Origin of the sequence: Planococcus lenghuensis (assembly GCF_001999905.1) — a bacterium.
In the GTDB taxonomy this organism is placed as follows: domain Bacteria; phylum Bacillota; class Bacilli; order Bacillales_A; family Planococcaceae; genus Indiicoccus; species Indiicoccus lenghuensis.
This window is the reverse complement of record NZ_CP019640.1, coordinates 1,151,870-1,176,642: the sequence shown is the minus strand read 5'-3', so window position 1 is coordinate 1,176,642 and position 24,773 is coordinate 1,151,870. Positions and strand designations below refer to the sequence as shown.

Here is a 24,773-nt window from a genome sequence, read left to right as displayed (position 1 = left end):
CGCACGAATTCTGTCATTGTGCTCTTGCATGCCGGCAATCAGCTTATCAGGCCAATGACCAGGCAAGTGTACCAGAAAGCGAAAGCAGATAACTTTACGTTGCATGCCTGCATTCCGACTTTTATTCTTCAGCAGCTGGATTACCAAATGAGGGGTCGTCTAGCTGCTGAAGAAGACTTCCAGTATGGAATCTGAATTTGCCCCAAAACGATTAGAACAGTATATCCGCGTCATGCTGATTCACAGACCACCCGCAATATCTACACGCACATCACGAAGCGGATGAAGCAGGAAATACCGAAGCAGCTCAGCATAAACATGACCATCTGTTTGATGCGGTATTTAAAAAATGAAGGTATTGTGTGCGAGAACTGCACAAGTTCTCTCTTTTGAGACAAAAAAGAGCCGGAAACGTTGATACACCAACGTTTCCAGCACTTTTCACCCATTATGCCATTTGTACATCCATAGGACGCCTGATTTCAACAGGCGGGCGACACGTCCTGTGACGGTCCGGTCAGCCAGATAAGCGAAGCCCTGTTTTTTCCCGAGGGAACCGATGAATCCCTGCAGTTTAATCTCAGGCATCGTGTCAGGAAGCGGTTCATTGGCCCATTTCAGCCGGAGCACTTTTACGATCTGTTCTGCCTGTTCTTCCGCCAGCTGAGCAGAAGGCGCAAATGGCAGGGCCGCACAGTCACCGACAACATAGACGGATGTGTGATCCGGAAGCTGATGATACTGGTTCACAACAAGGCGTCCGATGTTATCCGACTCAGCTTTCATATTCCGGACGGGGCCGACCGGCTGGATGCCCGCTGTCCAAACCACGGCATCGACCGGAATGGTGTCTTCATGATTATAGAGCAATTCAGGTTCCACTTTTGTGATATTGGAGTTGGCAACCACTTCAACTTTGTTGCTTTCAAACCATTTCTGCACAAAATTACTCATCCGTTCCGGGAAGTCCCGCAGGATCCGTGGGCTGCGATCAAACAATTTGATAGCCAGATCCGGTCGGCTCTCCCGGAGTTCACTCGCAAGCTCAATGCCGCTCAAGCCTGCGCCGACGACCCCGACGACCGCGCCTGCCGGGAGGTTGAGTAGTGCCTGGTATGTGCGCCGGGAATTACCGATCGTCTGGATGCTGTGTGTATACTCGGAAGCACCCGGTACGCCGTGGTATTTATCTTCACAGCCTAATCCGATCACCAAGTCATCATAAGTGATCTGATTGCCGTCTGCCATGACGACTACCCCTTCCGCCGGTTTGATCGCATCAATTTCACCGTTCACAATTTTCAGGCGCTCGTGTTCAGGAAACGGAACCCGTACTTCGTTGTCAGAAGCAGTGCCTGCAGCCAGCGCGTAGAATTCTGTTTTCATGCTGTGGAACGGCGTCCGATCCACAAGCGTAATTTCGACATCCGAGGGGAGGTTATTTGGGAGCAAACGCAGCAGAACGCGCATATTGCCATAGCCGCCACCCAGCAATACTAATTTTTTCATGAAAATTCTCCTCTTAATCCATGCTGTTAGTTCCGGAATGATTATTGTTTTCCATATAGAGTATATCGGATTGTGAGGAGTTTCACAATATTTCTCCCGAATCAAATAGTTGACGGTCGCTCTAATAAGAGGTAGCATGTCGATGGAATGAGGTGATTCAATGAATCCAATTGTTGAATTTTGTATGAGTAACTTGGCAAACGGATCCCAGCAGGCGTTCGAAGAGCTTGAAAAGGATACCGACCTGGACGTGCTTGAATATGGCTGCCAAAGCTACTGTACGCAATGCGCCATGTCGCTGTATGCTCTAGTCAATGGTGAAATCGTGGAAGCGGAATCACCTGAGGAACTGATCAAAAAAGTATATGAATTTATAGAAGAAAACCCACTTTTTTAAGCTGTTGCATCACATTATCGGCATACCGTTATAAAAGGCACTTTCGGACAGTTTCTGTCTGAGAGTGCCTTTGTTTTGTCCGATACAGCTATCTCTAAAACTTCCAGGAATGGAGGTTCTCGATTGTGTGCGTCGGTGGCCGTTCCTTCTTAAGAACTTCCGCCGTCGGTGTCACTCCTGTGTTGACATGCACCGTGTCAGCACCAAATTGGATACCGGCCAGTATATCGGTCTCGTAATTATCACCGATCATGACGATTTCATCTTTCCGGAAGCTCCATTCTGTTGAAATCGCCTCCAGCATATGGCTTTCCGGTTTCCCGATGTACAGTGGCTGGATACCGGTTGATGCTGCGACCAACGTTGTGAATGCTCCGTTTCCCGGCAACATTCCCTGCTCTGAAGGATAAGCCAGATCCTGATTGGTCGAAATAAACACCGCCCCTTTTCTGACTTCCAGGCACGCAGCTGCGAGTTTATCGAAGTTCACTTCCGGGTCCATTCCCATTAGAACCACATCCGCATCCCGATCCACCCGTTCAATTCCTTCTTGCTTCAGTGCATCACTCAGCCCGTCACTGCCAATCATATACACACGTCTACCGGGCAGATGACGCCGGATATACTTAGCTGCCACAATCGCAGATGACATAATTCGTTCCGGTTCAGCCCGGATGCCGAATCCTGTGAGCCGTTCTGCCAGCTGCTGTTGTGTCTTCGAAGCATTATTGGTCACGTAAAATGGCTCATACCCTTCCTGCTGCAGTCGGGAAATGAACTCTACTGCCCCTTCCACAGCTTCCCTTCCGCGATAGACTGTTCCATCCAAATCCAGACAATAGGCCCGATACTGCTTCATTCTGCTTCCTCCGGCGAAAAGGCGGAAACCGGCCCGAGCTCATCCGTCAAATAGGCCTGTACGCGAGGTCGGAATTCTTTCAGTGAGTTCATCGACCCCACCAGCACTTCTATAAGTTCAGCATGATTTGCAGCCGCAAACTCCCGCACAAGCATTTTCCGCAGTGAAATAACCTGCAGCAATGGCTGATGCATGGGGTCACTGATCACTTTCTCGTCCAGCAAAATATCCAGGATATCTTCATAACTTCCCGGGTCCCGCATGATAAATCCATCAATCATGGAATTTCCGACATCGATTATACTCTCAATAACGTTAAGCGTAAGCCGTTCAAGCGCTAACTCATCCAAGAGTCCCCGCCATTCAGTTTTCTGTTCAAATGTTGTCAGCAGCCGGTCCATATACGCCAGCGTAGCTGTAATTTTACTGCGATCCACAAAATACATAGGTTATTCCTCCAGCCTTCCTCATCCTGCGACTAAATCAGCCCAACTATCCTATTATACGGTGTAAAAGTGACACGGACAAAAACCCCATAACAGTTTTACTCTTCCGCTACAGGGTTTTCCGGCACTTGTTCCTCTTTCACTTTTTCCGTCTTTTTGAGAACGAAGTATGAACAGCCGAAATTACAGTATTCATATAAATAGTCCTGAAGTGTGCTGATTTTCGTATCATATGCCGACTTTGGACTGTTATCCTCAAAAAATCCTTTCAAACGCAATTGACCGTATCCCCAGTCCCCCAGGATATAATCATACTTCTCCAGGATTTCACTGTACCGGGCTTTCAGGGCCTCTTCCTCAAACCCTTCCCGGTAATCTTCTATAACTTCATATTCCCAGTCATTCAGCACGATCATTTCGCTTCACCATCCATTTGCTGCACTGTCAGTTCGCTAATACAGCCTGATGTCAATTTATCACAAAGCTGTCCGCTCGACAACTGCCTGCCTGTCCATAAAAAAGCGCCTCTCGTTTTGAGAGACGCTCTGCACATTATCGCTGCTTCGATTTTGATACTGCGTTCCAGATGCTGGCTGCAAGACCGCCCCATAAAAGGACGATCCCGATTACCATCATGACAATTGCGCTTCCAGTCATATGTGAAACCTCCTTTTACTGTTCTTCATATTCTACATGGTCACGATGCCATTTGCCGATCGAGAACAGAATTCCCAGTACGAGGGCACCGACTGCAACTGCCGCCCCTCCGAAAAGGATGAACGTGTTCGTGTATCCTTCGTAGTTGCCCGTCTCCGTATCAAACTCCTGAAACAAGTTCTGTGTCAGCAATCCGAACATCATATATCCGAGGACTAGCGGTGTGATGACACCGAGACAGATTTTCCACCAGCCGCCGAGACGGATATCCGATGTCAAATTCGCATGAGCCTGCAGGTCGGTTGCCTTGCGGAAAATCCAGATGACCAAAACTACTTCCACCAGTCCAATTAATGCAACACCGAATTGATTTATGAAATAATCGGCGACATCCAGGAAAAATAGACCGCCCTGCGTCGCAAAGAGAATAGAGATCAGGGCTGCAGCTCCACCGCCGACTAAGACAGCGACTTTGCGCGACAGACCAAATTTTTCAGAGAAACCTGCAACATATGTCTCGGTAATCGAAATCAATGATGATAATCCGGCAAGCGTCAACGAGAAGAAGAAGACAGCGCCAAAGATACCATTCAGTCCCGGAAGTTCATTAATGATTTGCGGGAACACGACGAACGCAAGACCAACGCCGGCTGTCGCTACTTCTTCTACTGCAACATTGCTCTGTGCTGCCATGAAACCGAGTGCAGCGAAAACACCGATACCGGCCAAAAGTTCGAACCCGGAGTTTGCAAACCCGGTGATGAACGCGTTATTCGTGATATCCGATTTCTTCGGGAGATAACTTGAATATGTGATCATGATCGCAAATGCGATGGATAAGCTAAAGAAGATATGCCCATATGCTGCGACCCATACCGTCGGATCCCAGATGCGGTCGAAATCCGGTTGAAAGAATGCAGTCAAACCAAGTTCAGAGCCTGGTAACGTGACAGCCCGAATAACAATGATCATGAATAGGATTACGAGTGTCGGAATGAAGAACCGGTTCGCGAGCTCAATCCCTTTTTTGACACCTGCAAGCAGGATGCCAAGTGATATGATCCAGACGATTGCAAGCGGGACAAATATCCCCCAAACGATGCCGCCTGTCTCTCCCGGAGCTACGTCCAGCTGCAGGAAATCCGCAAACAGGAATGTTTCTGTATCCGTACCCCATGCCTGGTCAAATGAGAAGAAGGTGTAGCGCATCGCCCAGGCTATGATGACAGCGTAATATGTAGAAATAACAAATGAAACAAATATCTGCCACCAGCCAAGCCATTCTGCCGCCTTGCCTTTCATCCTGAAAAATGACAGCGGAGCTGATCCGCGGTACCGATGGCCTATCGTGAATTCCATGATGAGAATGGGAATCCCTGCAGTCAGCAAGGCAAACAAATAAGGAATAAAGAATGCGCCCCCACCATTTTCATAGGCCACGTAAGGGAAACGCCATATGTTACCGAGACCGACTGCAGAACCGACCGCAGCCAATATAAAACCGGCTCTCGTTCCCCATTGTGAACGTTCCATAAATTTTCCTCCTTCAATTTTCCTATTTCCAATTGAGAAAAAATAGGAAGTTTGTTTAAATTCAGATTATTTAACTAATCTAAAATCAGTATAACGATGCTTCTGTTTAAAGTAAAGGTCATTTTCCCAGATTTTAAAGCTATGACTGCAATAATAAAAATCCCTACACCAAACGTATTAACCGTTTGATATAGGGAGTACTTTTTTAGCTTAACTGACTTTTCAGCGTTACGTGGTTGTCCCGCTTCGACCAGAAGAAAAACAATCCGGCAAGCAAGATTACAACTGTGCCAAGTGCCAGTGTCAGGGAACCGGTCAGACCAATCAGCAAATAGCCAACCGCCGCAATTCCCGCCGCAGTCAATGCATACGGCAATTGCGTCACCACATGGTCGATGTGGTTACTGCCAGCACCGGTAGATGACAGGATAGTCGTATCAGAGATCGGTGAGCAATGATCGCCGAATACAGCGCCTGCCAACACTGCAGATAAGGCAGGTAGCAGCAGTTCCGGCACTTGCGCTTCAATCATGATTGTACCGGCAACCGGAAGCAGAATGCCGAATGACCCCCAGGAAGTTCCAGTGGCAAAGGCCATTCCACCTGCGAGCAGGAACAGAATTACCGGAAGCAGACCGACCGGAAGGTTGGATGCCGTCACGATATTCGCCAAGTATTCACCGGTTTGCAGGCCACTGATCAGATACACAAGCGACCATGCCAGGATCAGTATCGCCACAGCTGTCCACATGGACTTGATCCCTGCCCAGATGCCTTTTCCGATCCAGACAGGTTTAGCTTCGCTGTTACGGCCGATCTGCAGGGCATAGAGCCCGATTGCAGTCAATGCTCCCGCAAGTCCGCCGGCGAGGAGTGAAGCCGGTACATCCGTATTTTCAAACATGACCCAAACATCCAGCACCTGACCGCCGTTCTGATAACCGGTCCACAGCATCGCAGCCACAGTACCGGCAATCAGCAGTACAATCGGCAGTACGAGATCGCGCACTTTCCCGTGGCCATGCTCCGGAAATTCTTCCTTCAGTTCACCTGGAATAGGTTTGGCAGGATCATAAAGTTCCCCTGAAGTCAGCGCCCGTTCTTCATGTTTCTTCATTTCGCCGAGATCAGTATCGGAAAACGCAGTAAAGAATACAATAGCCAGAGCTGCAATAACATAAAAGTTCATCGGCGCCATCCATAGGAACGCTTCAAGCGCAGTATAATCCAGCAATGTCTGGCCGGCCAGAATCGTGCCAACCATTCCAATGATAACCGCTCCCCAACTGGAGACCGGAGAGACCACACAGACCGGTGCTGCTGTTGAGTCGATATAGTAAGCAAGCTTTGCTCTGGAGATCTTGTAGCGGTCTGTGATCGGCCGGGAAACCTGGCCAACTGCCAGTGCATTGAAATAATCATCGATGAAAATTAAGATGCCTAGAAACACGGTCAGCAGTTTAGCGCCGCGGCGTGATTTAACCCGTGCAGCTGCCCAGTCTGCAAATGTCCGGCTGCCGCCTGACAGACTGACAAATGCAGTGATAATCCCGAGCAGCAGTAAAAATAAAATGATATAGACATTATAGGCATTGAATCCGCCATCCCAGAACGTTACAGCAAACGAGCTCCAGAGAGCTTCTGCTGAAGCCCCGGGTGCAAACGAACCAAGAATCAGTGCAGCTGCGAGAATCCCGACGCCAAGCGACAACAGCACGCGCCGTGTAAGCAGTACCATTGCGATTGCCAATATTGGCGGCAGGATTGAAAAGATTGTGTTCTCCATGTAATAATTCCTCCTGTTGTTGTGACAGATAAACAGAAACGCAAAAAGCCGGCTGCATCCTGTAGAGAGGCAGTCGGCTTTTCCGTCACCGGGGCATAGTCCAGCACCGGTCTGTAGCTCTCCATTCATGCGCATCTTCCCGCACAAATGACAGTGCCATTCTTATTCAGAATGGCCCCAGCCCGACCTCCGGTGACTCCGGACGATCAGCTTCGGCAAACCTCCCTTTCCCACATGGTCATTGTTGTCATCCTCGCATGCGGTACTGATGAATGTTGCAGCCTCTACCCATCACTATTCAATTCTTCAATATGTTATCAGGTGCTCTCCGATTAATCAAGTCTTTTCGTTAGAATCGCTTTTGAAAATACAGTGCAAATACGTCCCGCAGAAACTCCGGCATAAAATACGTCTTCTGCGCCCGCTTCAGCGATGGAAAGAAATGACCGAACGTGAACATATCAAGCGTGATCAATCGGTATGTGTGATCCGGTTGAACCGCATTCCCTTGCACTTCAAGCGTATGGCCGTTCATCTGCAATTCCCGGTGAATCATCTTGCCCATCACCGTTCCCCGGAAACCGAGGCCTTTCAGTTGAATCTCCGGCCACTCGCTGTTTAATGATTCGAGATAGATTTCCCGCAGCTCCGCACCCGACAATTCAATCAGACATGGATTGATCGGATGTGGCAGTAATTGATGGAAATCAAATCGGGTCACAATCCCTTCTTTTAAGTCTTTCATGAAGATTCCGGCATTGAACATGGCACAATCAGCACCGGAAAACAATAGAAGCGCTTCAGCGAACTCATCCGCCATTTCCGAGTCCTTGAACCATTCCGCCTTTAACAGACGCCGATTGGAAAAAACCGGATCACTCAGCATGTCTTTCCCGTAGGAAAGCAATCGGTGATTGAACTCCGGCTCCGCTTCCGGTAAGGATGCCGTTTCAACAAGCCGCGCCCGGCTGCTATGTTCGCCTTCAATTGTCACATGGCCGATATATGCACCAAACTTTCCCGCTGCCCCGAGCAGGACTGCATCGATCTGCTTTCCTTCATGAAAAACATGATGTGTGTGTGCGCCAAGAATAATATCAATGTCATTACTTTCAGCTGCCAGAATTTCATCTTCCCTGATGCCAAGATGAGATAAGCAAATAATGATATCCGCCTCTGCTCTGATAGCTGCTGCCGCTTCAATGAGTGCTTCTCTTCCAGGTGTCACTTTCCAGCCGAGCCGTTCGTAGAATGGCGTGAATTCTGCAGTGGCGCCAATCAATCCGATCCTCGTGCCGCCTGCTGTCGTCAGAATATGATGCTGTTTTGCCCAGTTTGGCCGCTCTCCATCAGGATGGAACAGATTCCCGACAATCACGTCAAAATCCGCTTGTGTGTAAAGAAGATTCAGTTCTTTTTTGGACAGTGTAATGCCTTCGTTATTCCCGATTGTGACAGCATCGTAATGAGAGTCGTTCAGCATTTCAACGTTTCCCAGGCCGGCTGTTGCTTCTGTATAGGGATGAGAGCGGTCAATATGGTCTCCAATATCCAGCAGAAGACATACTTCCCCCTCTTTCTCGTGCCAGCGTTTACGTTCCTGAAGAAAAGCATGAATACGCGGCCAATGTTCAAAATGACTGTGGAGATCATTCGTATGATAAATGTGTATCGTTTCATTCAAGACAATCACCAAATTCCTTTGAAGATAGATCGGACACCGAAAATCAGCAAGACAAATCGCAGGACATTAACAAGCGCATCGGAATTCAGCCGCTGATTCAAAGCAGCACCGATTTTTGCACCGATATAAGCGCCCGGCACTAAAGCGGCTGCATACAGCCACGTGACATTGCCTAGTGAGATGTGGGTGACCGAATTTATGACCGCTGATAAGAATACCATCAGCATGGAAGTACCGACAGCGACATGCGGCGGAAACAGAAACAGCAAAATCATGGCCGGGACAAGAATGGATCCCCCGCCGATTCCGAATAAACCGGACGCACAGCCGATAGCAAACGTCAACAGCAGCGCAAACCAGATCGGATAGCCATATGTATGAGTCTGGTCCTGCTTATCGGTAAATGTCCGCTCGGTCCCATGCGCCATGAACCAGCGGACAGGTTTTAACCGGCCTCTAAGCAGCAACAGGGCCGACAATAAAACAAGCAACAGACCAAAATACAGGTTGAATGAAGGCAGATCGATATTTTTATTGATGAATGCGCCAACGACTGTTCCAGGTGCACTGCCTGCAAAAAAGATGAATCCGCTCCGGTAGTCGACGGTCTTAACCTTAATATAGGAAAGAACAGAAGATAAGCCGGTAAAAATCATGGTAATGACAGATAGCCCGACCACCTTCTGCGGGGAAAGTTCCGGAAACAGCGCCAAAAGGGCGGGAACTATAATAACGCCGCCGCCCAGGCCAATCAGCGCCCCGATAATGCCCGACAGCATGCCGATGCCGGCTAACAGAGCATATTCCATCAATCGTCCCCTTCGAACAATCCCAGCTGTTTAGGGGCCAATCCATTCGGCTCCAAGCCATGCAGCTGCTGAAATTGTTTGGCATTCGGCGCTGCATTGCCGGCCGAATTATTGTTAAAGATCAGGTAAACTGATTTTGTTTCTTCTTCAAGCTGCTTCACTTTGCGGCTCAGCCATTTGAGCTCTTCTTCCGAGTAATCATAGAGATACCGGATTTTGCGCCATTTATCACCATCGCCACCTGTATTTTTCCAACCGGCTGTATTCCGGCCATGCAGCCGGACAAGGACCTTATCCTCTCGTGTACTGACTGGCACAAACGGAATCGATCCTTCTCCCGCCTGCGGTTCATCACATACCGAATGGATCAGCCGGTTCTCTTTCAGAAAAGCAATCGTTTTTTCCCTGAATTCCGGCGAATACCATGTCTGGTTGCGAAATTCGACGGCCACATCAAAGCCTTGGAGCTTTTCTGCCGCATCCCGGATTTCCGCCACATTTTCCTTTTTGCAATCAAACCACGGCGGATACTGCATCAGAATCATGCCAAGTTTCCCTTCTTCTTTCAAGGGACCCATGGATAAACGGAATGCCTCGAACATCTCCTCGCGCGAATCAAAAGGAATTTTCCCGCGCTGATGGCCCGTCATTCCCTGGTACGCTTTTACAACAAATTGAAAATTATCCGGAGTCTCTGAAATCCACTTGCGGATATTCCGTTCAGGCTGGACGGCATAAAACGAAGAGTCCAGCTCCACAATCGGAAAATGAGTACTGTAATCCTTTAATTTGTCCGTCTTTTTGGATTCCGGATCATATACGATCGGATGGTCTCCCCATCCGGTAAGTCCTGTATAGAGCATTTTTCCGCCTCCTGTGTCAGATTCATTTTATCATAAAGTATTGGAACTTCGGCAGATTCCGTGAACGTCTCTTCCGCTGTGTCCCATTGGTAGTATTTCCCCCTTTTTGGCACAAAAAAAACCCGGCACTCGGCCGGGTCGGTCCTTCAATTAACCGATGGATCCTTCCATCTCGAACTTGATGAGACGGTTCATTTCAACTGCATATTCCATTGGCAGTTCTTTTGTGAACGGCTCGATGAAGCCCATGACGATCATTTCTGTCGCTTCCTGCTCAGAAATACCGCGGCTCATCAGATAGAAGAGCTGTTCTTCAGAGACTTTGGAAACTTTCGCTTCATGCTCCAGCGATACGTTATCGTTCAGGATTTCATTGTATGGAATCGTGTCGGAAGTCGACTGATTGTCCATGATCAATGTATCACATTCGATGTTTGAACGCGCTCCGTCCGCTTTGCGGCCGAAATGCACAATCCCCCGATACGAAACTTTACCACCCTGTTTCGAAATGGACTTCGAAACGATCGTTGACGACGTGTTCGGTGCCAGGTGGACCATTTTAGCTCCAGCATCCTGGTGCTGGCCTTTACCGGCAATCGCGATGGACAATGTCATACCGCGTGCACCTTCCCCTTTCAGGAAAACAGCCGGATATTTCATCGTCAGCTTGGATCCGATATTGCCGTCAATCCATTCCATCGTAGCGTTGGCATCGCATGTCGCACGCTTTGTCACGAGGTTATAGACGTTGTTCGCCCAGTTCTGAATTGTTGTGTAACGGCAGTAGGCGTCTTTCTTAATGATTATTTCAACAACCGCACTATGAAGCGAGTTTGTTGTATATACAGGTGCTGTACAACCTTCGACGTAATGAACACTAGCGCCTTCGTCAACAATAATGAGCGTACGCTCGAACTGCCCCATATTCTCCGAGTTGATGCGGAAATAAGCCTGCAGCGGCGTATCCACTTTCACACCCGGCGGTACATAGATGAACGATCCACCCGACCAGACAGCTGTATTGAGTGCAGCAAATTTATTATCAGCAGCCGGGATAACTGTTCCCCAATACTGCTTGAACAAGTCTTCATTCTCGCGAAGTGCTGTATCCGTATCCTTGAAGACAATACCCATATCCTCAAGGTCCGCTTTCATATTGTGATAAACCACTTCTGATTCATATTGCGCAGACACACCAGCCAAGTACTTCTGTTCGGCTTCCGGAATGCCCAGTTTATCAAATGTCCGCTTGATTTCTTCCGGCACTTCATCCCATGAAGTCTCAGTCTGTTCCGATGGTTTCACGTAATATGTGATTTCATCAAAATTCAGACCGCCAAGATCTCCGCCCCATTGCGGCATCGGCATGGAATAAAACAATTCCAGTGCTTTCAGGCGGGAATTGAGCATCCATTCCGGTTCTGATTTCATCCGGGAAATTTCTTCAACGATTTCTTTCGTCAGTCCACGGGCTGAACGGAAAATTGAAACATCTTTATCATGGAAACCGTATTTGTAATCACCGATTTCCGGCATTTTCTTCGCCATGATCGTTCCCCCATTCTATTATTAAGACTTCTCGACGCCTTGTTCCATTGCTTTCCAAGCCAGCGTTGCACATTTGATACGGGCTGGGAATTGCGATACGCCGGACAGCGCCTCGATGTCACCGAGATCGATTGAATCATCGTACTCTTTGCCTAGCATCATATCCGAAAAAATTTCGGATAATTTGAGGGCTTCGTCTACTTCTTTGCCTTTGACTGCTTGTGTCATCATGGAAGCGGAAGCCATGGAGATCGAACAGCCTTCTCCGTCAAACTTCGCTTCTTTCACCACACCATCCTCCACTTGCATGGAGAGCTGAATGCGGTCACCGCATGTGGGATTATTCATCTCAATCGAGATGCCCCCATCATTGATGACCCCTTTATTGCGCGGGGTTTTATAATGATCCATGATAACACTGCGATACAGCTGATCCAGATTCTTAAAAGACATCGCTGAAATACTCCTTTGCTGTACGCAAGCCTTCTGTCAGCCGGTCGATGTCCGACTTATCATTATACATGTAAAAACTTGCGCGTGCTGTTGCAGTAACTTCGAGCCATTTCATGAGCGGTTGAGCACAATGGTGGCCGGCCCGGACTGCGATTCCATTCATATCCAGAACAGTAGCTACATCGTGCGGATGCACATCATTAATGTTGAATGTCACAATGCCGGCCCGTTTGCCGGGATCAGCAGGACCATATATCGAGAGTCCGTCAATTTCACTGAGCCGTTCCATTGCATAAGCTGCCAATTCATGTTCATGCTTTTCGATTTCATCGAGACCGATTTCGTTCAAAAAGTCGATGGCAGCGCCAAGGCCGACAGCGCCGGCAATGATTGGTGTTCCACCTTCAAACTTCCACGGCAGTTCTTTCCATGTGGAGTCATACAACCCCACAAAATCAATCATTTCTCCGCCAAATTCAATCGGTTCCATGGCATTCAGTAAATCTTTCTTGCCGTACAAGACACCGATACCGGTCGGTCCGCACATTTTATGTCCCGAGAAAGCGAAGAAATCGCAATCCAGATCTTGTACGTCCACTTTCATGTGCGGAGCCGCCTGGGCACCGTCGACGACCATCACCGCACCATTTTCATGGGCGATCTTTGTTACTTCTTTGATCGGATTCATTGTGCCCAGCACGTTTGAAACGTACATCATCGAAACGATCTTCGTATTACCTGTGACAGCTGACCGAACTCGCTCAAGCGAGATCGTGCCATCTTCTTCAAGGTCAATATATTTTAATACGGCACCGCGTTCTTTCGCCAATTGCTGCCATGGAATGATGTTTGAATGGTGCTCCACATACGTAATGATGATTTCATCACCTTCTTGTACGTTAGCACGTCCGTAGCTGGCAGCAATTGTATTGAGTGTTGTTGTCGTTCCGCGTGTAAATACAATTTCCTGTGTCGATGCTGCGTTGATGAACTTGCGGACTTTCTCGCGGGCACCCTCGTAGCTTTCAGTTGCCCGGTTGCCGAGCGTATGAACGCCCCGGTGTACGTTCGAGTTGTCCAATTCGTAATAGTTTTTCAGCGCTTCAATGACTTGGACCGGTTTCTGAGATGTAGCCGCACTGTCCAAGTACACAAGCGGATGGCCATTGATCTCCTGGTTCAGGATCGGAAAATAACGTTTGATTTCTGGGTTAATCATTAGCGGACTTTCCTTTCAATGACCTCCGTCAGCTGCCTTTTAACGCTGTCGATCGGCATTGCATTCACGACCGGCGCCAAGAAACCATGGATGACGAGGCGTTCTGCTTCCTGCTTTGAGATCCCGCGGCTCATAAGATAGTAAAGCTGGAGCGGATCCACACGTCCGACTGAAGCTGCGTGTCCGGCCGTCACATCATCTTCATCGATGAGAAGGATCGGATTCGCATCTCCTCGTGCCCGTTCGCTCAGCATCAAAACACGGGATTCCTGTTCAGCATTTGCTTTTGTCGCACCATGCTCGATTTTACCGATTCCGTTGAAAATGGAAGATGAAGAATCCTTCATGACACCATGTTTCAGAATCTGACCATCGGAATTTTTGCCCCAGTGGATGACTTGTGTAGTGAAATTCTGCTTTTGTGTACCACGCCCGACAACAACTGTCTTCGTGTCTCCAACTGAATTATCACCTTTTAGAAGTGTCGTGTTTTCAGAGATGGTGTTGCTGTCACTCATCAGCCCAAGCGCCCATTCGATGCTTGAATCACGCTTCGCAAGCCCGCGGCGATTGACGTAAGATGTGAAACCTTCTGCCAGAACCTCCACAGCACCGTATGTGATTTTCGCATTGTCTTCTGCAATGACTTCCGATACGATGTTCGCGAGACCGTTCGCCTGAGGAATAGTGGAAATATAATTTTCCACATAAGTCACCTGACTGCTCGTATCCGCAACAATCAGCACATGATTGAACAGCGATGCATCCACATCGTCATGCACAAAGATCACTTGAACCGGTTCTTCGACGACAACATTCTTTGGCACGTACAGGAACACGCCGCCATTCAGCAACGCTGCATGTAACGCAGTCAATTTATGCTCATCGGGTTTTACGCCCTCTGTCATAAAATACTTGCGCACCAAGTCGCCATGCTCTCGGACAGCCGTGAAAATATCTGTCAGCACAACTCCTTGTGATTTCAGATCTTCGGACAGCCCTGTGTAAGCAGGTGTGTTATTCCGCTGGATATAGACATTTTCCTGGTCTGTTCCAACGAGCGCTTTAACTTCTTCCGGCAGTTCTTCCAATGTGCTGAATTTCGCACTTTCCGTATTATGGACCGGGAAGTCTGTAAAATTCCAATTGGCAATCTTTGTTTTATCCGGTTTTGGAAGCGGCAGCTGCTCCGAGTTTCTGAAGGCCGCTGCACGCAATTCCGTGAACCATTCCGGTTCATTATTTGAAGCCGAGAAAGAACGTACTTCCTGCTCGGTCATATTTACATTCGTATCAACCGTCACCATTCGTCTCTCCCCTCCGACTATGCTTGGCCTACTGTTTCGTCTTCGATTCCAAGTTCTTCTTTGATCCAGTCGTACCCTTCACTTTCGAGCTTATGCGCGAGTTCGGGACCGCCTGATTTCACGACGCGTCCCTGCATCATGACATGCACGTGATCCGGTGTGATGTAATTCAGGAGACGCTGGTAATGCGTAATGATCAGGCAGCCGAAATTCTCACTGCGCATTTCATTTATGCCTTTGGAGACGACTTTCAGCGCATCGATATCGAGACCGGAGTCAATTTCATCAAGAATGGCAAACTTCGGCTGAATCATCATGAGCTGAAGAATTTCGTTGCGTTTTTTTTCACCGCCGGAGAATCCTTCGTTGAGGTAACGCTGTGCCATTTCCTGGTCCATCTCAAGCATGTCCATTTTATTATCCAGTTCACGGATGAACTTCATAAGCGGAATTTCATCGCCTTCTTCTCTGCGTGAGTTGATGGCAGAGCGAAGGAAATCCGCATTGGTTACGCCTGTGATTTCACTCGGATATTGCATTGCAAGGAAAAGGCCAGCCTGCGCCCGCTCGTCAACTTCCATTTCAAGTACATCTTCACCGTCGATTGTTACAGAGCCCGAAGTGACTTCATACTTCGGATGCCCCATGACCGCTGAAGCGAGTGTGGATTTCCCTGTCCCGTTCGGACCCATAATTGCATGAATTTCATCTGTATTTATCGTAAGGTTTACACCTTTCAAAATCTCTTTGCCTTCAATCTCAACGTGCAGGTCCTTGATAACCAAAGTTGACATATTTATACCTCCATTAATTGTATGTTGAACGGAAAAACCATTCTAAATTAGTATCATTCTAATTTTAACTGAAATACCCGTCAGTAGCAAATCTTTGAGACAAATAGAAAAACAGCGGAAATTCTTGCAAAAGTAAAGATTTCCCGCTGTTTTATTTAACTTTCCCTGTTTTGAAAAAGAAGATTTACTTTTCATTCATTTTAACCAATTGAGAATGAATGCCAATAAGGAGTCAGTGCCTGTAGGCACTGACTCCTTATAAATGTTTATCCGATATCATCACGGTGAACTTGTCGTTCTAAATTAGAGACGATTCGCTGTTCTTGGGCATAATCCTGCTCCCGCTTTTTTTCAACTTCAATGATCAGTTCAGGATTTTTCTGATACTCATCCATCCCAAATCCGTGCTTGCTTCTGAATGCCTGTTCCATCTTCTCAGTGCGTTCAAACTGTGAAGAACTAATAATGAATCATCCCTTTCAATCTGGTTAAATAATGTGAATCTTTCATTTATAAGTATACCCTTATTTTTTGCCGATTACACATGTCTACGGCAATTTAAACCTTTTTACCTAACTTGCTGCCAGCATTGCTGCTAAGCACAATTAAAAAAAGCCTGACAAAAGTCAGGCTTCCTGTGATCAGCCGCTTACTTCATTTAAAAGGCTGGATGCTGCAAGACCGTATTCTTCAAGAACGCTATTGAAGATTTCATCCGCTTCAGTAAAGCGAGCGTTTGCTTCTTCAAATGTTGTTTCTCCTGCTGTCAGAGCTTCGGACTTCATAACGTATGCTTCTTGGACAGCTGTTAAAGCTTCCTCAAGTTCTGCCTGTTCTGCAGAAAGCGTCTCAGGGATTTCAATACCCTCCACTGCTGCAGCTGCAGCGTCAGCTGAAGCGATCGCCGCTTCTCTTAGAGCTTCCACTTCTTCAGCCGGCACTTCCGGATCGGCAGCGGCTGCTTCAAATGCATTCAAGTCTGCATCAGCAGCATTGATTGTCTGGGATACATTTAGATAGAAAGTGACGAGTTCAGGAGCTACATCTTCTCCAGCTGCCTCTTCCTCTACAACTTCCTCTTCCGTCGCTTCTTCTTCCACGACTTCTTCTTCAGCGGTCTCTTCTTCGACCACCTGATCAGTCGTTTCTTCCACTTCTTCTTCCGTTAGTTCTTCCGTCGGTTCTTCTTCAGCACATGCACCAAGTACTAATGAAGCTGCGACGCCTACTGCTAATAGTTTTTTCATGCAAAATCCCCCCTTCGTACGATATTGTTACATCATATCCATATTATCACAGGAAAATCCAACAGTACAGCATTCACAAAATTGAAAGAATTAACAATTTAATCAAAAAAGGCCGCCCGAAAAGTCTCAATTCATGACCTTTCGGGGCAGCCCCGTTTCTGTTTTACAATTATTCAACCGGCACGACAGCGCCGCCCCATTCTTCGATAATGAAGTCCTGAATCTCATCAGATTTCAGCACGTCCACAAGTGCCTGGATATTTTCGCTATTCTCGTCTCCAGCTTGTGTGGCAATGATATTTGCATAAGGCGAATCGGAATCTTCAAGTGCAATGGCATCTTCCATCGGGTTCAATCCCGCATCGATCGCATAATTAGAGTTGATGAGAACAGCATCACCTTCGCCGGCCTCATATAATTGCACGAGAAGTGCCGCTTCATAATCAGCATCAAAGACCAGATTCTTCGGATTTTCCACGATATCACTTACTTCAGCTTCCGTTTTTTCAACGTCTTCCGCCAATGTAATCAAGCCTTGCGCTTCCAGCATTGCTAAAATGCGGCCATGATCGGCAACTGAATTGCTCATCAGGATTGTCGCCCCATCAGGCAACTCATCAAGTGAATCATATTCCTGTGAGTAGACGCCGATCGGCTCGATATGGATGCCGCCAGCGTTGGCGAATTCATATCCGAAGTCTTCTATCTGTGATTCCAGATATGGAACATGCTGAAAATAGTTTGCATCTATTTCACCGGAATCGAGATCCTGGTTTGGCAAAATGTAATCCTGATACGTTTCAATTTCCAAGTCAATGCCCTGTTCTTCCAGAAGCGGTGCCGCTTCTTCAAGGATGAGCGCATGTGGGACGTTTGACGCGCCTACTGTCAGCACTTCCGTCTCTTCATCTGCTCCGGTTGCTCCGCAGCCGGCCAATGCCAGTCCGCTCAATACAGTTCCTGCTACAAATTTCTTCATAAGTTAGTAACTCTCCTTTTGTTTTTTCTTTTATAGTCTATAATAACGGATCAAATCCGAAACTAGCGTTTGTCTAAGCGGGACGCAGTAAAATCCCCGATATACTGGATGATAAATACAATAATCAGAATCAGCACGGTAGCTGTCAACGTAACATCTTCCCGGCTTCGTTGGAATCCATCGAGAAAGGCCAAAGTTCCAAGGCCGCCGGCACCGATGACGCCAGCCATTGCTGTATACCCGACCAACGCAATGGCCGTTACAGTAATTCCGGATACGAGAGCCGGCATCGATTCCGGAAGCAGCACTTTCCGGATAATGGTCCCCGTTGTCGCACCCATCGACCGGGAGGCCTCGATCACTCCTCTGTCGATTTCCCGGAGAGCAATCAGTACCATTCGGGCATAGAATGGCGCAGCACCAATGATTAATGCAGGCAAAGCTGCATTAGGTCCGCGAATCGTTCCAATAAGAATCTGCGTAAACGGAATCAGCAGAATAATCAGGATAATGAATGGAATCGACCGGAAGATATTGACGAACGCGCCTGTCAACCAGTTCACAATATTATTAGCCCATACTTGGTGTGGGCTTGTCAGGAACAGCAGAATACCCAGCAGTAAACCGAACACAAATGTGAAAAATGTGGCCATGGCCGTCATGTAGAGTGTTTCAACCGTTGCTTCCCACATATCTGCCCAATCCACGTTTGGTAAAAATGTTTCAAACACCCGTCATCACCTCCGTCCGGACGTTCCGGTCTTCCAGAAACGCAATCGCTGCCCGGATCTCCTCTTCAGAACCCTTCAGCTGCAACATAAGCGTTCCGTAAGCTCCGCGTTGCGTACGGGAAATATTCCCCTGCACGATGTTGACTTCAATAGGAAACTTCCGGATCAGTTCTGTCAGAACCGGCTGTTCTGTCTGATCGCCGATGAATCCGAGCTTGACCAGTTCGCCGGCCGGATAAATTTCCCGAAGATGGCGGATGGTTTCACTTGCATCTTCCGCTTCCGTCACTTGCGCGACAAATCGCTTGGTGATCTGTTCACGCGGCATTTGAAAAATACTCAGCACATCTCCAAGTTCAACCACTTTACCGGCTTCCATGACCGCCACCCGGTGACAGATCTTCCGGATTACGTGCATTTCATGGGTGATCAGCACAATGGTCAGGCCCAACCGTTCATTAATGCTTACAAGCAGATCGAGGATGGAGTCGGTTGTCTGTGGATCCAGGGCAGAAGTCGCTTCATCACACAGCAATACCTCCGGATCATTTGCGAGCGCGCGGGCAATGCCCACACGCTGCTTCTGACCGCCAGAAAGCTGGGACGGATAGGCATTCTCCCGGCCGGTCAGGCCCACCAGTTCTATCAATTCCAATGCCCGGGCATTGCGCTCAGTCTTGGATACACCTGCGATTTCAAGGGGGAACTCAATATTCTCTTTAACAGTGCGTGACCACAGCAAGTTAAAGTGCTGAAAAATCATGCTGACTTTCTGGCGCGCTTTCCGCAATTCAACTCCCCGGATTGCTGAAATCTTTCTATTCTGGATATCCACCGAACCGGCAGTGGGTTTTTCAAGCCCATTGAGCAGCCGGATCAACGTGCTTTTTCCGGCGCCGCTATATCCGATGATGCCGAATATCTCTCCTTTTGAAATGGACAGACTGACATCATCCACAGCGGTGAGAACGCCTTTATCCGTCTGAAACCGCTTCGTCAGGTTCTTCAACTCAATCATTTGCAAGACACTCCTGTTTACCATAATAAAAGCCCTCCTGCTCGTTGTTATGAGCAGAAGGGCAACTTTAATTTAATATAAGTACCCGTTCTCTCATCTCCCAAAACTTTCGTTTTGTGTGAATTGGCACCATTTCATTTGCATGACGGTTGCCGGGCTTCATCGGGCACATCCCTCCACCTCTCTTGATAAGAAACGATATGAAATTGTAAATTGTCTCAGTCAGAACACCAATATATCAGGCAGGGAACTATCTGTCAAACGTTTTTAGTTTTTCATAAAGAAAAGGTACGGATTGAAACGCATAGACCTTTTCCTGCAATTTGCCGTCTTTAGTCAGCAGCAGACAAGGAACACTTTCCACTTGATACAACTCCGCTACTTCCTGGACGTAGTTCAGGTTTGCTTTACCGAGTGTCAGAGACGGCAGCATTTCCTTGACTATATGCAGCATCCGGGAAGCCACCTGACAAGTTCCGCACATTGGTGTATATAAATAAAACGCAGTATATCTGCTTTTATTTTTTGTTTTCATCCACTCCTGGTGGGTCCATTCTTCCATCTGCTTCACCTTCAGTTTAAAGCGTATTCACTCGGACATTAGCACCAATCAGCACGTCCAGAAGAATCCGGACCGGTGTTGCCGCCACTTCTTTGTAAGACCGGTCGATATAGGCATGACGCGCTTCCGGGAACACCTTTTTGAACAGTTTTCTAAGTGATTCCCCAGACTTGTCCGCATCCACGAGCACAATCAGATCCAATCCCTCATAAGGAGCAAGTAATTCCTCAAGCCGGACTGCGCTTACAGTGCCGTTCGTGCAGAGAATCGTCACCGGTTCAGCGATGAGCGGCTCGATTCTCGTCTTGTCCGAGCGTCCTTCGACAATGATCACTTTATCCATTTTCTCCACTTCCTACATGAACGACATTCAAATGGCTCATTACTCAGGCAGCATCTTATGTTATACAATACCTTGATATCGAAGTAAAGAAACTTGTTTGCCTCCAGTTCTTTCTGGGAACGGAAAAAAGCGCTGAAATCAGCGCTTTTTTATTATCCTGCAATCATTTCATTGTAAGCATCTGAATCCATCAGCTCTTCCAGTTCCGTTTCATCTGAAAGTTCCACCACAACCATCCACGCCTGCTCATATGGCGATTCGTTGACCTGTTCAGGACTGTCTTCCAGCCCGCTGTTCACTTCAACGACTTTGCCGCTTACAGGTGCATACAGCTCAGAAACTGTTTTTACCGATTCGACGCTGCCGAATGGTTCGTTTTTAGTCAATTCATCGCCCACTTGAGGAAGCTCAACAAATACGATATCTCCCAATTCTTCCTGTGCAAACTGTGTGATGCCAATCCGGGCAGTCCCGTTTTCAGCTTTCACCCATTCATGTTCTTTTGAATAACGAAGTTCTGTTGGTACGCTCATCCAAACACCTCCAGCTATGTACTCTTACAGCTTCAGTTTGCCATATCCCTACTGGAAATACAACTTTCATTTCCAAGCCTGGCTGAATGTCTCTTCCTTAAATCCTGCAGTCACCTGATCTCCGCTAACGACTAACGGCCGTTTTATCAGCTTGCCGTCCGATGCCAGCAACTCCAGCTGCTCTTCCTCACCCATGTCTTTCAACCGATCTTTCAGACCAAGCTCCCGGTACTTCATGCCGCTGGTGTTAAAAAACTTCTTCAAATCCAGACCGCTCTTTTGATAGAAGGCCCGGATCTCTTCTTTAGAAGGCGGCGAATCCACAATATGTATCTCTTCATAGGCCACTTCATGATTGTCCAGCCATTTTTTTGCTTTGCGGCATGTGCTGCATTTCGGATACGAATAAAATGTCACCATCTTGCTCACTCCTTTCTTTAATAGTGTAGCAGAAAGGAGAAAAACGCAGCACACTGGCTGCGTTTTCTTTGAAACTTAAACGATATATTTTTCTGCCTCGATCAATTTAACAGCCGCTTCCCGCTTTTTTGCAATGACATTATACGGGGTAGAGCGTGTCAGCTTGCGGAGAGCCGACAGCATCATGCGCAGGTTGTCACCATCAGCAGCTGCAATCAATGTTTCTTTCGCATCTTTTTCAATGGCATCGAATGCTTCCTGTGTGAAAATTTGCGTGTACAGCAATTTCTGCTGAGCTTTTTCAATGCCGGTATTCTGAATCGCTTTTTCAGTCCGTTTCACAACCGATTCGATTGCATAGACATTCGAGACGATGTCAGCAATGTTCACAAGTACTTCCTGTTCGCTTTCCAGTTTCGTACCGTAGCGCTGTGCAGCCAGTCCGGCAGCCAGCAAGGCGATTTTCTTCGCATTTTTCAATAGGTACTTTTCCTGTTCAAGCGCCTCAACGCCGATTTCTTCCGGCATCATCGTCAGCAGTTCACCCTGCAGTTTTTCAGCTTCCTGCAGAAGCGGCAATTCGCCTTTCATGGCTTTGCGGAGCAATGTGCCCGGCACCAGCAGACGGTTGATTTCGTTCGTCCCTTCAAAAATCCGGTTGATGCGGGAATCCCGGTAGGCGCGTTCAATTTCGTACTCCTGCATGAATCCGTAACCGCCATGAAGCTGGACTCCTTCATCGACGATATAATCCAGCACTTCTGTGCCGAAGAACTTATTCAGGGAGCATTCGATTGCGTATTCGGCAATCGATTCAGCGACAAGACTGCCGTTTCCTTGCTCTTCATCACTGAACTGGCTCATCCGGTCTTCAAATAAGCCGACCGTCCGATAGACGGAGCTTTCAACGGCGTACAGACGGGCTGCCATCGTCGCCAGCTTTTCACGTGTCAGGTTGAATGACGAGATCGGTGTCTTGAACTGCTGACGCTGGTTCGTATACGGAATCGTCACTTCCATGGCGCGTTTCGAACCACCGATGGTACCCACGCCGAGCTTGTAGCGCCCGATGTTCAGGATATTGAACGCGATGACGTGGCCGCGTCCAGCTTCGCCGAGCAAGTTCTCAACCGGCACTTCCGCGTCTTCCAGGATCAAAGTGCGCGTTGAAGATGATTTGATGCCCATTTTCTTTTCTTCCGGCCCGACTGATACACCCGGGAATTTGCGTTCAACGATGAATGCTGAAAATTTGTCACCATCAATTTTTGCATAAACAATAAAAACATCTGCGAATCCCGCATTCGTAATCCACTGTTTCTCACCGTTCAGCACGTAGTGAGTGCCCGCCTCATTCAGCTTTGCTGTGGTCTTGGCACCCAATGCATCAGATCCTGAGCTTGGCTCTGTCAATGCATAAGCAGCAAGGAGTTCACCTGTCGCAAGCTTCGGCAAATACTTTTCTTTTTGGCTGTCGTTCCCGAAGAGAACGATCGGCAGTGAGCCGATGCCCACATGCGCGCCATGCGAGATGGAAAATCCGCCAGCGACAGACATTTTTTCAGCGATGAGTGCGGAAGCCACTTTATCCAGACCAAGGCCGTCGTACTGCTCCGGCACATCAGCGCCAAGAAGACCGAGCTCGCCTGCCTGCTTCAGCAGTTTTACCGAGTATTCAAATTCATGGTTCTCCAGTTTTTCGTGAACCGGCATCACTTGTTTTGCCACGAAATCCTCTGTCGTCTTAGCAATCATTTTATGCTCTTCCGTAAAATCTTCCGGTGTGAAGACGCGGGATACATCCACGTCATCAATCAAAAAGCTTCCGCCTTTAATAACACCTTTGTTTGCTGTTTCTGCCATTATTGATCACTCCATATCGTATATTTTGCTTATAGCATTTCGAATACGCCAGCAGCACCCATACCGCCGCCGATACACATCGTTACAACGCCAAATTGCTTGCCCTGCCGTTTAAGTTCATCCATGAGACGAAGTGTCAAAATCGTTCCGGTTGCGCCGAGCGGATGGCCGAGCGCAATGGCGCCGCCATTCACATTCACTTTATCCATATCAAGCCCGAGTTTCCGGATAACCGCCAATGACTGGGAAGCAAAAGCCTCATTCAATTCCCAAAGATCGATGTCCTCTATCGAAAGACCCGCAATTTCGAGTGCTTTCGGCACAGCCACAATCGGGCCGATCCCCATCACTTCCGGCGGTACACCGCCTGTTGCAAAAGAACGGAATTTCGCAATCGGTTTCAGTCCGAGTGCTTCCGCTTTCTCCCGATCCATGACAAGAACCGTGCCTGCTCCATCTGACGTTTGAGAGGAGTTGCCAGCTGTGACACTGCCGCGGGCAGAGAATGCCGCACGCAATCCACCAAGGGTTTCAGCGGTCGTTCCCGGCCGCACGCCTTCATCCGTCTTAAATATGAAGGTCTTCTCCTGCAATCGGTTATTTTCATCAATGTACCGCTTCGTCACTTCAACTGGCACGATGGAAGGGTCAAACCTTCCGCCTTTGATCGCTGAACCTGCCCGATCATGAGACTGAGCAGCAAAGGCATCCATATCCGCCCGGCTGACATCATATTTTGAAGCCACTTGCTCAGCCGTATGCCCCATGCTCATATAATATTGAGGGGCATCTTCTGCCAGCTTCGAATTCGGCCGGATAACATTTCCCATCATCGGCACCATACTCATCGATTCAACGCCGCCGGCAAGAACCGCCTGTGCAGAGCCGATCATAATGCGTTCTGCCGCATAAGCAATCGTCTGGAGACCGGATGAACAGAAGCGGTTGACTGTCACCGCCGGCACGGTGTCCGGAAGACCTGCCAACGCACCAATCGGGCGTGCGATATTCATCCCTTGTTCCGCTTCCGGCATGGCACAACCAATGATCAGATCATCGATTGGCCCGTCATAGCCCCCTGCTCTCTTTAATGTCTCCCGGACTGTCAATGCCCCAAAATCATCCGGACGTACCGTAGCCAGGGAACCTTTTTTCGCTTTTCCGACCGGCGTCCGTGCGCCGGCCACAATTACTGCTTCTCGCATGATAGTTC

27 protein-coding genes and 2 riboswitches are annotated in these 24,773 nt (G+C 48.1%); of the genes, 1 reads left to right on the top strand and 26 read right to left on the bottom strand.

All coding sequences use genetic code 11. The annotated features are described in order from the left end of the window. Positions 1-441: 441 nt before the first annotated feature. The gene (locus tag B0X71_RS06025; protein ID WP_077588582.1) at positions 442-1,509 is read right to left on the bottom strand and encodes an NAD(P)/FAD-dependent oxidoreductase; all 1,068 of its coding nucleotides are present in this window, start codon (positions 1,507-1,509) and stop codon (positions 442-444) included. 160 nt (positions 1,510-1,669) lie between these two features. Here B0X71_RS06025 and B0X71_RS06020 point away from each other — a divergent pair, with 160 nt between their 5' ends. Continuing rightward, positions 1,670-1,906, top strand: coding sequence for a YuzB family protein (locus tag B0X71_RS06020; RefSeq protein WP_077588581.1), 237 nt, complete (start codon positions 1,670-1,672; stop codon positions 1,904-1,906). A 94-nt stretch (positions 1,907-2,000) separates the two neighbouring features. On the opposite strand, the gene B0X71_RS06015 is transcribed toward B0X71_RS06020, so the two are convergent. From B0X71_RS06015 to B0X71_RS05905, 25 genes are all read right to left on the bottom strand, one after another. Then, positions 2,001-2,765: a TIGR01457 family HAD-type hydrolase gene (locus B0X71_RS06015; protein WP_077588580.1), complete on the bottom strand. Its 765-nt coding sequence runs from the start codon at positions 2,763-2,765 to the stop codon at positions 2,001-2,003. After that, on the bottom strand, positions 2,762-3,211 hold the full coding sequence (locus B0X71_RS06010; RefSeq protein WP_077588579.1) for a DUF86 domain-containing protein: 450 nt from the start codon (positions 3,209-3,211) through the stop codon (positions 2,762-2,764). The genes B0X71_RS06015 and B0X71_RS06010 overlap by 4 nt, the downstream gene beginning before the upstream one ends. A 98-nt stretch (positions 3,212-3,309) precedes the next feature. Then, on the bottom strand, positions 3,310-3,627 hold the full coding sequence (locus B0X71_RS06005) for a YutD family protein (RefSeq protein WP_077588578.1): 318 nt from the start codon (positions 3,625-3,627) through the stop codon (positions 3,310-3,312). Positions 3,628-3,763: 136 nt separating this feature from the next. After that, a complete protein-coding gene (locus B0X71_RS20835; protein WP_156889801.1) occupies positions 3,764-3,868 on the bottom strand; it encodes a methionine/alanine import family NSS transporter small subunit in 105 nt (34 codons plus the stop codon). A gap of 15 nt (positions 3,869-3,883) precedes the next feature. Beyond that, positions 3,884-5,401, bottom strand: coding sequence for a sodium-dependent transporter (locus B0X71_RS06000; RefSeq protein ID WP_077588577.1), 1,518 nt, complete (start codon positions 5,399-5,401; stop codon positions 3,884-3,886). Positions 5,402-5,606: 205 nt separating this feature from the next. Next, positions 5,607-7,187 (bottom strand): Na+/H+ antiporter NhaC family protein, encoded by a 1,581-nt coding sequence (locus B0X71_RS05995; RefSeq protein WP_077588576.1) that lies wholly within the window; start codon positions 7,185-7,187, stop codon positions 5,607-5,609. A gap of 106 nt (positions 7,188-7,293) precedes the next feature. Further along, positions 7,294-7,482: riboswitch (Lysine riboswitch) on the bottom strand. 54 nt (positions 7,483-7,536) lie between these two features. Continuing rightward, positions 7,537-8,880, bottom strand: a complete 1,344-nt coding sequence (locus tag B0X71_RS05990; protein ID WP_408634118.1) for a bifunctional metallophosphatase/5'-nucleotidase — start codon at positions 8,878-8,880, stop codon at positions 7,537-7,539. After that, the gene (locus tag B0X71_RS05985; RefSeq protein ID WP_077588575.1) at positions 8,877-9,680 is read right to left on the bottom strand and encodes a sulfite exporter TauE/SafE family protein; all 804 of its coding nucleotides are present in this window, start codon (positions 9,678-9,680) and stop codon (positions 8,877-8,879) included. The genes B0X71_RS05990 and B0X71_RS05985 overlap by 4 nt, the downstream gene beginning before the upstream one ends. Next, positions 9,680-10,543, bottom strand: coding sequence for a DUF72 domain-containing protein (locus B0X71_RS05980; protein WP_077588574.1), 864 nt, complete (start codon positions 10,541-10,543; stop codon positions 9,680-9,682). The genes B0X71_RS05985 and B0X71_RS05980 overlap by 1 nt, the downstream gene beginning before the upstream one ends. Positions 10,544-10,693: 150 nt before the next feature. Continuing rightward, positions 10,694-12,091, bottom strand: coding sequence for a Fe-S cluster assembly protein SufB (gene sufB / locus B0X71_RS05975; RefSeq protein ID WP_077588573.1), 1,398 nt, complete (start codon positions 12,089-12,091; stop codon positions 10,694-10,696). Between the two features lie 21 nt (positions 12,092-12,112). Next, positions 12,113-12,544, bottom strand: a complete 432-nt coding sequence (gene sufU / locus B0X71_RS05970; RefSeq protein ID WP_077588572.1) for a Fe-S cluster assembly sulfur transfer protein SufU — start codon at positions 12,542-12,544, stop codon at positions 12,113-12,115. Then, complete coding sequence (locus B0X71_RS05965; RefSeq protein ID WP_077588571.1) at positions 12,534-13,763, bottom strand: cysteine desulfurase; 1,230 nt, start codon at positions 13,761-13,763, stop codon at positions 12,534-12,536. The genes sufU and B0X71_RS05965 overlap by 11 nt, the downstream gene beginning before the upstream one ends. Then, entirely contained in the window at positions 13,763-15,067 is a 1,305-nt protein-coding gene (gene sufD / locus B0X71_RS05960) for a Fe-S cluster assembly protein SufD (protein ID WP_077590912.1), read from the bottom strand. The genes B0X71_RS05965 and sufD overlap by 1 nt, the downstream gene beginning before the upstream one ends. 20 nt (positions 15,068-15,087) lie before the next feature. Then, positions 15,088-15,870, bottom strand: a complete 783-nt coding sequence (gene sufC / locus B0X71_RS05955; protein ID WP_332309475.1) for a Fe-S cluster assembly ATPase SufC — start codon at positions 15,868-15,870, stop codon at positions 15,088-15,090. Positions 15,871-16,130: 260 nt separating this feature from the next. Then, entirely contained in the window at positions 16,131-16,259 is a 129-nt protein-coding gene (locus B0X71_RS21545; RefSeq protein WP_269750102.1) for a YuzK family famiily protein, read from the bottom strand. Positions 16,260-16,505: 246 nt separating this feature from the next. Beyond that, on the bottom strand, positions 16,506-17,111 hold the full coding sequence (locus B0X71_RS05950; RefSeq protein ID WP_077588569.1) for a hypothetical protein: 606 nt from the start codon (positions 17,109-17,111) through the stop codon (positions 16,506-16,508). Positions 17,112-17,280: 169 nt separating this feature from the next. Further along, a complete protein-coding gene (locus tag B0X71_RS05945; RefSeq protein WP_077588568.1) occupies positions 17,281-18,090 on the bottom strand; it encodes a MetQ/NlpA family ABC transporter substrate-binding protein in 810 nt (269 codons plus the stop codon). A 62-nt stretch (positions 18,091-18,152) separates the two neighbouring features. Next, complete coding sequence (locus B0X71_RS05940; protein ID WP_156889800.1) at positions 18,153-18,821, bottom strand: methionine ABC transporter permease; 669 nt, start codon at positions 18,819-18,821, stop codon at positions 18,153-18,155. Further along, complete coding sequence (locus tag B0X71_RS05935; protein WP_077588567.1) at positions 18,814-19,839, bottom strand: methionine ABC transporter ATP-binding protein; 1,026 nt, start codon at positions 19,837-19,839, stop codon at positions 18,814-18,816. The genes B0X71_RS05940 and B0X71_RS05935 overlap by 8 nt, the downstream gene beginning before the upstream one ends. 90 nt (positions 19,840-19,929) lie before the next feature. After that, a riboswitch (SAM riboswitch) is annotated at positions 19,930-20,034 on the bottom strand. A gap of 55 nt (positions 20,035-20,089) precedes the next feature. Further along, positions 20,090-20,401 (bottom strand): thioredoxin family protein, encoded by a 312-nt coding sequence (locus B0X71_RS05930; protein ID WP_077588566.1) that lies wholly within the window; start codon positions 20,399-20,401, stop codon positions 20,090-20,092. Positions 20,402-20,417: 16 nt separating this feature from the next. Next, the gene (locus tag B0X71_RS05925) at positions 20,418-20,744 is read right to left on the bottom strand and encodes a ribonuclease M5 (protein ID WP_077588565.1); all 327 of its coding nucleotides are present in this window, start codon (positions 20,742-20,744) and stop codon (positions 20,418-20,420) included. A 152-nt stretch (positions 20,745-20,896) separates the two neighbouring features. Continuing rightward, on the bottom strand, positions 20,897-21,277 hold the full coding sequence (gene gcvH, locus B0X71_RS05920; protein ID WP_077588564.1) for a glycine cleavage system protein GcvH: 381 nt from the start codon (positions 21,275-21,277) through the stop codon (positions 20,897-20,899). A 66-nt stretch (positions 21,278-21,343) separates the two neighbouring features. Further along, complete coding sequence (locus B0X71_RS05915) at positions 21,344-21,697, bottom strand: arsenate reductase family protein (RefSeq protein ID WP_077588563.1); 354 nt, start codon at positions 21,695-21,697, stop codon at positions 21,344-21,346. Between the two features lie 75 nt (positions 21,698-21,772). Next, a complete protein-coding gene (locus B0X71_RS05910) occupies positions 21,773-23,560 on the bottom strand; it encodes an acyl-CoA dehydrogenase FadE (protein ID WP_077588562.1) in 1,788 nt (595 codons plus the stop codon). Positions 23,561-23,589: 29 nt separating this feature from the next. Beyond that, positions 23,590-24,765: an acetyl-CoA C-acetyltransferase gene (locus B0X71_RS05905; RefSeq protein WP_077588561.1), complete on the bottom strand. Its 1,176-nt coding sequence runs from the start codon at positions 24,763-24,765 to the stop codon at positions 23,590-23,592. Positions 24,766-24,773 lie beyond the last annotated feature (8 nt).

What these genes read in the sequence shown, in the direction of transcription:
- B0X71_RS05935 (WP_077588567.1), bottom strand. Translation starts at nt 19,839, where the DNA reads ATGATTGAGTTGAAGAACCTGACGAAGCGGTTTCAGACGGATAAAGGC.
- B0X71_RS20835 (WP_156889801.1), bottom strand. Translation starts at nt 3,868, where the DNA reads ATGACTGGAAGCGCAATTGTCATGATGGTAATCGGGATCGTCCTTTTA.
- B0X71_RS05925 (WP_077588565.1), bottom strand. Translation starts at nt 20,744, where the DNA reads ATGGATAAAGTGATCATTGTCGAAGGACGCTCGGACAAGACGAGAATC.
- B0X71_RS05905 (WP_077588561.1), bottom strand. Translation starts at nt 24,765, where the DNA reads ATGCGAGAAGCAGTAATTGTGGCCGGCGCACGGACGCCGGTCGGAAAA.
- B0X71_RS05965 (WP_077588571.1), bottom strand. Translation starts at nt 13,763, where the DNA reads ATGATTAACCCAGAAATCAAACGTTATTTTCCGATCCTGAACCAGGAG.
- B0X71_RS05950 (WP_077588569.1), bottom strand. Translation starts at nt 17,111, where the DNA reads ATGAAAAAACTATTAGCAGTAGGCGTCGCAGCTTCATTAGTACTTGGT.
- B0X71_RS05995 (WP_077588576.1), bottom strand. Translation starts at nt 7,187, where the DNA reads ATGGAGAACACAATCTTTTCAATCCTGCCGCCAATATTGGCAATCGCA.
- B0X71_RS06000 (WP_077588577.1), bottom strand. Translation starts at nt 5,401, where the DNA reads ATGGAACGTTCACAATGGGGAACGAGAGCCGGTTTTATATTGGCTGCG.
- sufB (WP_077588573.1), bottom strand. Translation starts at nt 12,091, where the DNA reads ATGGCGAAGAAAATGCCGGAAATCGGTGATTACAAATACGGTTTCCAT.
- sufU (WP_077588572.1), bottom strand. Translation starts at nt 12,544, where the DNA reads ATGTCTTTTAAGAATCTGGATCAGCTGTATCGCAGTGTTATCATGGAT.
- B0X71_RS06020 (WP_077588581.1), top strand. Translation starts at nt 1,670, where the DNA reads ATGAATCCAATTGTTGAATTTTGTATGAGTAACTTGGCAAACGGATCC.
- B0X71_RS06015 (WP_077588580.1), bottom strand. Translation starts at nt 2,765, where the DNA reads ATGAAGCAGTATCGGGCCTATTGTCTGGATTTGGATGGAACAGTCTAT.
- B0X71_RS05980 (WP_077588574.1), bottom strand. Translation starts at nt 10,543, where the DNA reads ATGCTCTATACAGGACTTACCGGATGGGGAGACCATCCGATCGTATAT.
- B0X71_RS06025 (WP_077588582.1), bottom strand. Translation starts at nt 1,509, where the DNA reads ATGAAAAAATTAGTATTGCTGGGTGGCGGCTATGGCAATATGCGCGTT.
- B0X71_RS05910 (WP_077588562.1), bottom strand. Translation starts at nt 23,560, where the DNA reads ATGGCAGAAACAGCAAACAAAGGTGTTATTAAAGGCGGAAGCTTTTTG.
- B0X71_RS06010 (WP_077588579.1), bottom strand. Translation starts at nt 3,211, where the DNA reads ATGTATTTTGTGGATCGCAGTAAAATTACAGCTACGCTGGCGTATATG.
- gcvH (WP_077588564.1), bottom strand. Translation starts at nt 21,277, where the DNA reads ATGAGCGTACCAACAGAACTTCGTTATTCAAAAGAACATGAATGGGTG.
- B0X71_RS05985 (WP_077588575.1), bottom strand. Translation starts at nt 9,680, where the DNA reads ATGGAATATGCTCTGTTAGCCGGCATCGGCATGCTGTCGGGCATTATC.
- B0X71_RS05930 (WP_077588566.1), bottom strand. Translation starts at nt 20,401, where the DNA reads ATGGAAGAATGGACCCACCAGGAGTGGATGAAAACAAAAAATAAAAGC.
- B0X71_RS06005 (WP_077588578.1), bottom strand. Translation starts at nt 3,627, where the DNA reads ATGATCGTGCTGAATGACTGGGAATATGAAGTTATAGAAGATTACCGG.
- B0X71_RS21545 (WP_269750102.1), bottom strand. Translation starts at nt 16,259, where the DNA reads ATGGATGAGTATCAGAAAAATCCTGAACTGATCATTGAAGTTGAAAAA.
- B0X71_RS05915 (WP_077588563.1), bottom strand. Translation starts at nt 21,697, where the DNA reads ATGGTGACATTTTATTCGTATCCGAAATGCAGCACATGCCGCAAAGCA.
- B0X71_RS05945 (WP_077588568.1), bottom strand. Translation starts at nt 18,090, where the DNA reads ATGAAGAAATTTGTAGCAGGAACTGTATTGAGCGGACTGGCATTGGCC.